The sequence below is a fragment of the Rhodoferax sp. genome (assembly GCF_023701345.1).
In the GTDB taxonomy this organism is placed as follows: domain Bacteria; phylum Pseudomonadota; class Gammaproteobacteria; order Burkholderiales; family Burkholderiaceae_C; genus Rhodoferax.
The window spans coordinates 1-6,578 of the sequence record NZ_JAMPXE010000159.1 but is presented as its reverse complement, the minus strand read 5'-3'; the positions used below and the strand labels follow the sequence as shown (position 1 = coordinate 6,578).

Below are 6,578 nucleotides of genomic sequence, written 5' to 3'. Positions count from 1 at the left end.
ACGACCATAGCAAGTTGGTCCCACTCCTTCCCATCCCGAACAGGACAGTGAAACGACTTTGCGCCGATGATAGTGCGGATTCCCGTGTGAAAGTAGGTCATCGTCAGGCTCCTATGCCTAAACGCCCAATCTGACGATTGGGCGTTTTTTTTTGCTTTGCGCCCTGGACTTGCCTGAGTTAGTATTGCATATTTAACCTACAACTAGGCGATATGGGCTGTATCGAAGACAAATTTGCCATGCTTGCAACCGACAATGCACCGGGGCAAGAGGGGCGCCAAAAGACCGTCAATCTTGGTTCTGTGTTACGTGGCAGTTCAATTGAAGGCAGGCCCGTTGATTTTTCGCATGGCGATGTCAATGCGTTTGAACCCACCCCGGGCGCCTTTGGCACCTTTATCGCGGGTGTCGAAACCGGTGCTGATCAAGCCTATACCGAATACCGCGGCAAAAAAAACATCCGCGACCATCTTGCCGCCAAACTCGCTGATTTCACCGACGCACCGGTCTCGGCTGACGATGGACTGATCATCACCCCGGGCACCCAGGGCGCGCTTTTCTTGGCCATCGCCTCCAGTGTGTCAGCAGGCGACAAGGTCGCGATTGTGCAACCTGATTATTTTGCCAATCGCAAGCTGGTTCAGTTTTTCGGTGCCGAGATCGTTCCCGTCAAGCTGAACTACCTCGCTGCAACCGAACATGCGGGCCTCGATTTGGGGCAGTTGGAAGATGCTTTCAAAGCCGGGGCCAGGGTGTTTGTTTTCTCCAATCCGAACAACCCGGCGGGCGTGATTTACTCTGCCAGTGAAATCAACGCTATCGCGCGTCTGGCACAGACTTACGGTGCCACAGTGATCGTTGATCAGCTTTATTCCCGGCTCCTTTATCCGGGCAGCCACTACACGCATTTGCGGGCCAACCCCCACGCCCCCGACAACCTGATCACCATCATCGGCCCTTCCAAGACCGAATCTCTCAGCGGTTACCGCGTGGGCGTAGCCTTTGGGTCGGCGGCGCTGATTGACCGGATGGAAAAGCTTCAGGCCATCGTGTCCTTGCGGGCCGGGGGCTACAGCCAATCGGTGCTGCGGACATGGTTTGCGGAACCCGCCGGCTGGATGCAGGAACGGATTGCACTCCATCAGGCGATCCGCGACGCTTTGCTTGCCCAGCTCCGTGCTGTGGATGGACTGGCCGCCCGCACCCCGCAAGCGGGCAGTTATCTGTTCCCGCGCCTGCCTGAACTCGCCGTGCCCACCCAGACCTTTGTCACGATTCTACGCCATCAGGCCGGCGTGACGGTGACCCCCGGAGCCGAATTTGGCCCCCATTCCATCGACAGCATCCGCTTTAATTTTTCGCAAGACCGTGAGGCGGCGGTTCAGGCGGTCGAGCGCACCTGTGCCCTGATCGAGCGGTATCGGAAATGACGCGCCCCCCTGTTCCACAAGGGAACTATGTCGCCGCCAAGCGGCATGGCGACCTGGTCCACACCTCGGGCATGACGCCCCGGGACAACGGGGTATTGATGTTCACAGGCAGGGTCAACCCAGGCGCCCCGGTGGAAAGCTATCAAGCGGCGGTCGAGCTCGCGACGAAAAATGCCCTGACCTCCGCGCGCCTGCTGCTGGCGCCGCACGAGCGGGTCGCCGGAGTGCTCAGCCTGACTGTCTATATTGCCGCTGAATCAGAATTCACCGCACATGCGCGTTTGGCCGACTTTGCTTCGGCCTATCTGCAAGGTGAAATCGGTGACGAAGGGATCGGCTGCCGGGCCGCCATCGGGGTGGCAAGCCTGCCGGGCAACGCGCCCGTCGAGATCCAGCTGATTGCCATCGTTGCCAGCCATCAATTTCTACCTTAGCGAGTGATTCATGCCTCTTCCTCAACGCGTCAAACTGGTCGAAGTCGGCCCCCGTGACGGCCTGCAAAATGAAAAGGGCCAGGTACCTGCTGCCGTCAAGATTGAACTGGTGCACCGGTTGCAAGCCGCTGGCCTGAAAGAAATCGAGGTCACCAGCTTTGTCAGCCCCAAATGGGTTCCGCAGATGGCTGACAACGCCGAAGTGATGGCAGGCATCAACCGTCTGCCGGGCGTGCGCTACTCGGTTCTGACGCCCAACCTCAAGGGCTTTGAGGCGGCATTGGCTTCCAGGCCCGACGAGATCGTGGTGTTTGGCGCCGCCAGCGAGGCCTTCAGCCAGAAGAACATCAACTGCAGCATCGCCGAGAGCATCGAGCGTTTTGCGCCGGTGGTGGCTGCAGCACGAGACGCGGGCATTTATGTGCGCGGCGCCATGAGCTGCACCGTGGGTTGTCCGTACGAGGGCGACATTGCGCCCGAGCGCGTGGGCTACCTGGCCGGACTCATGAAGGGCATCGGCGTGCAGCATGTGGGTGTGGCCGACACCATTGGCGTGGGCACGCCGCTCAAGGTGCAGCGCGCGGTGGAAGCCACGCTCAGGCACTTCGACCTCAACGACATTTCGGGCCACTTTCACGACACCTACGGCCAGGCGCTCGCCAACACGCTGATCTGCCTGCAAATGGGCGTCTGGCAGTTCGACACCTCGGTGGCCGGGCTGGGCGGTTGTCCCTATGCCAAGGGCGCCACCGGCAACGTGGCGACCGAGGACGTGGTTTACCTGCTGCACGGCATGGGCATCGAGACCGGCATTGACCTGGATTTGCTGATTGATGCCGGCCAGTTCATCAGCGACTTCTTGAAGCGGCCGACCAACTCACGCGCGGGCAAGGCGCTGTTCACCAAGCGGCAAGCCTGATGCGCGGTGCTGAACTCAAACCTTTGCCTGAAGGCATGCAGCGGGTGGCGCGTGCCTTGCAGGACAAGGGGCACCCGCACCCGCCCGTGCTGCTCAGTGACGCCGCGCGCACCGCGCAGCAGGCGGCCGATGCGCTGGGTGTGGCGCTGGGGCAAATTGCCAAAAGCATCATCTTCAAGCGAAAGCCCGATGCGGTCGCCGTGCTGGTCATCACCTCGGGCGACCGTCGCGTGGACGAAGCCAAGGTGCAGGCGCTGGTGTGTGTGGACGGGCAAAAGCTGGGTCGCGCCGATGCAGAGTTCGTCAAGACAAGCACGGGTTTTTCCATTGGCGGTGTTTCGCCGGTGGGGCATGCCGTTGCGCCTGTTACCTTGATTGACCGCGACCTGCTGCGTTTTGACGAAATCTGGGCGGCCGCCGGGCATCCGCATGGTGTATTCAGGTTGCAACCGGCAGACCTGGCGCATCTGACCGGTGCGCCCGTGGTGGATGTGACGGCAGGAGAAACCCCTTGAGTCCCGACCCCAAAGCCATGAAATTCCTGGCGGCCAGCGCCAGACATATCCGCGCCAGCGAGCAAAGCTTTGCACAGACAGTGCCATCGCCCTGCGTATCGGTGTGCCAGATGGATGAAGCCACTGGCTTGTGCCAGGGCTGCTTCCGAACCCTGGACGAAATCGGCCGCTGGGGCAATGCCGACGACGCTTTCAAGCGCGCCGTCTGGACCCGAATCGAGGCGCGCCTGAGCGAGTTCGAATCATGAAGCAAATTACCTTTTACCTGGACTTCATCTCGCCCTACGCTTACCTGGCGTTCGAGCAATTGCCCGAGGCGCTGATGGGCCACAGCACCAGCGTGACTTACAAGCCGGTGCTCTTTGGCGCCTTGCTGAAACACCACGGGCAACTGGGCCCGGCCGAGATTGCTGGCAAGCGCGAGTGGACCTACCGCCAGGTGCTATGGCTGGCGCATCAGCACGGGCTTGAGCTGCAGTTGCCCGCCACCCACCCGTTCAACCCGCTCGCCTTGTTGCGACTGGCGCTGGCCAGTGGCGCGCCAGAGCAGCCCAACCGCTATGTCTGTGAGACGCTGTTTCGCCATGTCTGGCAGGGCGGGCAGGAGGCTGCTGACCCTGTTCGTTTACAGGCGGTCACCCAGCACTTGAACCCGACACGTCCGCCGGACAGCGATGAGGTCAAGGCCCGGCTCAAGGCCAACACGTTTGATGCGATTGCGCAGGGTGTGTTTGGTGTGCCCACCTTCGAGGTCGATGGCAAATTGTTCTGGGGGCTCGATGCCTTGCCCATGTTGCGGGCTTATCTGGCGGGCGATGCGTGGTTTGAGGGCGCGTGGGACGCTGCGGCAGCCATTGCGCCAGGGGTGCGTCGCGCTTAAGCCCCTTTGGGCGGGTTTGTCGGGCGGACATCCCTAGAATGTTTGCCTCACAAACCGGAAAGCCTTCATGTCACAGGGAACCATCCGCATTCGCGGAGCACGCCAGCACAACCTCAAAAACCTTGATCTGGACATTCACACGGGGGAACTGACCGTGGTCACCGGCCCGAGTGGTTCGGGCAAGTCCAGCCTGGTGTTCGACACCCTGTTTGCCGAGGGCCAGCGCCGCTACGTGGAGACTTTCAGCGCCTACGCGCGCCAGTTTCTGGACCGCATGGACAAGCCGGCCGTCGACAAGGTCGACGGCGTGCCGCCCGCGATTGCCATCGACCAGACCAACCCGGTGCGCTCCAGCCGCTCCACCGTGGGCACGATGACCGAGCTCAATGACCACCTGAAGTTGTTGTTTGCCCGCGCCGGTTCCTTGTTTGACCGGGTCACGGCCCAGCCGGTGCGCCACGATACGCCGGAAACCATTTATGCCCAATTGCAAGAGCGCGTGGGCAGCAGCGACGCGCGCCTGGCCATCACCTTCCCGGTGGAGTTGCCCGCCAGCGCGACGCCGGCTGAGGTCGAACAGTGGCTGTCGGTGAGTGGTTTCACCAAGGTGCAGGCCGAGCGCGAAGTGGAAGTTGAGGCCCACACGGAGGTGGTCAAGAAGAAAGCCGGTAAAACTGCCGCCGAGCCGAATTCCAGGCGCAAGGTGCTCGATGTGGTGGCTGACCGCTTCCGTTTGGGCAACGCCGAGCGCGCCCGTGTGCTGGAGGCCATTGAAGTCGCGCTCAAACACGGCAGTGGGCGCATGACGGTGTACCTGCTGGATGCGTCGCCCGCGGACGCGTTGTCTGAACCTGTCATCTGGAAGTTTTCGACCGGCCTGCATTGCCCCGAGAGCAACCTGCGTTACACCGACCCGATTGCGTCGATGTTTTCTTTCAACTCGGCGGTGGGCGCCTGCGACACCTGCCGTGGCTTTGGCCGGGTCATTGGGGTTGACTATGGTTTGGTGATTCCCAACGACAAGCTTACCTTGCGCGCCGGCGCCATCAAACCGATCCAAACGCCAGCCTGGGAAGAGGCGCAGGACGATCTGATGCGCCACGCTGAAGCCGAGGGCATTCCGCGCGACACGCCCTGGAACAAGCTGTCACCGGAACACCAGCACTGGGTGATTCACGGCTCGCCGCACTGGAATGGCAAGTGGAACCAGCACTGGTTTGGCGTCAAACGTTTTTTTGAATACCTGGAAACCAAGTCCTACAAAATGCACATCCGGGTGCTGCTGTCCAAGTACCGCAGCTACACGCCGTGCCCGGATTGTGGCGGCGCCAGGCTGAAAACCGAGAGCCTGCTGTGGCGCATCGGCTCCAAAGCCGATGCCGATACGGTGCTGGAACCAAAGCAACGCTTCATGCCGCAGGGTGTGTCTTGGCGTCGTGATCAGCTCGAAGCCTTGCCGGGCTTGTGCCTGCACGATTTGATGCAGTTGCCGATGGACCGCTTGCGCCTGTTTTTCGAGACCATGCAGTTGGCACAGCTTGTTCCGGGGGTCTCCGAGGCCGATCAAAAAACCCTCAAGCTGCTCTTTGAGGAAATCAGCACCCGCCTGAAATACCTGTGCGAGGTGGGCATTGGCTACCTCACGCTGGACCGGCAAAGCCGCACCCTCAGTGGCGGCGAGGTGCAGCGCATCAACCTCACCACCGCCTTGGGTACCTCGCTGGTCAACACCTTGTTTGTGCTCGACGAACCCAGCATTGGCCTGCACCCACGTGACATGCACCGCATCATTGTGGCCATGCAGCGCCTGCGCGACGCCGGCAACACGCTGGTGGTGGTGGAGCATGACCCGGCCGTGATGCTGGCCGCCGACCGCATGATTGACATGGGCCCGGGACCGGGCGAACGCGGTGGCCAGATTGTGTTCGATGGCTCAACCGACGATTTGCGCAACGCCGACACGCTCACGGGCGCGTATCTGGGCGGGCGCAAGACCGTGGGCATGGGCTTCAAGCGCCTGGTCGCCGCCAGCACGCCACGGCTGGTGCTCGAAGGCGCCAGCGACCACAATCTCAAAAACGTCACGGTCGAAATTCCGCTGCAGCGCCTGGTGTGTATCACCGGCGTCAGCGGTTCCGGCAAGTCGACGCTGATCCAGGACACGCTGGCCCCCGCGCTGCTGCGTCACTTTGGCAAGGCCACCGAGACGCCGGGGGCTTTCGAGCGCCTGCTGGGGGCCGAGCAGATCAGCGACGTGGTGTTTGTGGACCAGTCGCCGATTGGCAAAACCGCGCGCTCGAACCCGGTGAGTTATGTCGGCGCCTGGGATGCCCTTCGCGAGATCTTTGCCAACGCGCCCTTGTCCCAACAGCGCGGCTACACCGCCACCAAGTTCAGCTT

General features: G+C 61.7%; 7 protein-coding genes and 1 rRNA gene. All 8 read left to right on the top strand.

What is annotated here, in order from left to right:
* A 5S ribosomal RNA gene (rrf, locus tag NDI87_RS15790) occupies positions 1 to 109 on the top strand; the annotation flags it as partial.
* 130 nt (positions 110 to 239) lie between these two features.
* A complete protein-coding gene (locus NDI87_RS15785) occupies positions 240 to 1,430 on the top strand; it encodes a pyridoxal phosphate-dependent aminotransferase (protein ID WP_296276427.1) in 1,191 nt (396 codons plus the stop codon).
* Positions 1,427 to 1,864 (top strand): RidA family protein, encoded by a 438-nt coding sequence (locus NDI87_RS15780; RefSeq protein WP_296276426.1) that lies wholly within the window; start codon positions 1,427 to 1,429, stop codon positions 1,862 to 1,864. Before NDI87_RS15785 ends, NDI87_RS15780 begins: the two co-directional genes overlap by 4 nt.
* Positions 1,865 to 1,874: 10 nt before the next feature.
* On the top strand, positions 1,875 to 2,783 hold the full coding sequence (locus tag NDI87_RS15775) for a hydroxymethylglutaryl-CoA lyase (RefSeq protein WP_296276425.1): 909 nt from the start codon (positions 1,875 to 1,877) through the stop codon (positions 2,781 to 2,783).
* Positions 2,783 to 3,298, top strand: a complete 516-nt coding sequence (locus tag NDI87_RS15770; protein ID WP_296276424.1) for a YbaK/EbsC family protein — start codon at positions 2,783 to 2,785, stop codon at positions 3,296 to 3,298. The genes NDI87_RS15775 and NDI87_RS15770 overlap by 1 nt, the downstream gene beginning before the upstream one ends.
* Positions 3,295 to 3,546, top strand: coding sequence for a DUF1289 domain-containing protein (locus tag NDI87_RS17520; protein WP_366029053.1), 252 nt, complete (start codon positions 3,295 to 3,297; stop codon positions 3,544 to 3,546). Before NDI87_RS15770 ends, NDI87_RS17520 begins: the two co-directional genes overlap by 4 nt.
* Entirely contained in the window at positions 3,543 to 4,178 is a 636-nt protein-coding gene (locus NDI87_RS15760; protein ID WP_296276423.1) for a 2-hydroxychromene-2-carboxylate isomerase, read from the top strand. The genes NDI87_RS17520 and NDI87_RS15760 overlap by 4 nt, the downstream gene beginning before the upstream one ends.
* Positions 4,179 to 4,245: 67 nt before the next feature.
* Positions 4,246 to 6,578, top strand: a 2,333-nt coding sequence (locus tag NDI87_RS15755; RefSeq protein ID WP_296276421.1) for an excinuclease ABC subunit UvrA, incomplete at its 3' end; no start/stop codon positions are given.